Origin of the sequence: Actinomycetospora atypica, from assembly GCF_042653685.1 — a bacterium.
Lineage (GTDB): Bacteria > Actinomycetota > Actinomycetes > Mycobacteriales > Pseudonocardiaceae > Actinomycetospora > Actinomycetospora atypica.
Window position 1 is genome coordinate 1 of sequence record NZ_JBHSIV010000117.1, and the last position, 522, is coordinate 522.

Sequence of the window (522 nt, forward strand, 5' to 3'; positions counted from 1 at the left end):
CGAGAATTTATTGTGCAAATAGGCATTTTAGATGATTTCCAGACAAATCGAGCAGATGGTTCTTCTACTGGCATATCGAAACAACAAGCTGAACAAAATCGAGTGATTGCCAATAAAATTTTGGTTCAGTATTACAAGGAGTTTCAAGAGAGAAACCCTAATTTGGCTGTTTATAATGCTGTTATTCATAATGACGAAATAAGTCCGCACCTGCACTTGAATATTGTGCCGGTTGCTGAAGGTTATAAACGGGGTGTTCAAAAGCAGCCGAGCTTTAATAAAGCACTGGTTCAACAAGGGATACACGCTGATAAAGATAATGGTCGAGTGCTTTTCAATAATTTTAGAAATCAAGAAGTTGACTCTATAGAACGATTAATGAATGATTACGGTTGGAAAAGGGATATTGTCGGTACCAACAAAATTAAAGATATTCACGAATACAAAGAAATCATGAGTGAAATTTCTGAATTGCGCCAAACGGCTGTAAAAGAGGGTGAGAGGGTTTCTGCGGAAATGAGG

General features: G+C 37.5%; 1 protein-coding gene. It reads left to right on the forward strand.

Features of this window, described 5'->3' with window-relative positions; all coding sequences use genetic code 11:
- A partial coding sequence (locus ACFPBZ_RS29565) for a plasmid recombination protein (RefSeq protein ID WP_378039673.1) occupies positions 1-522 on the forward strand: 522 nt, incomplete at both ends.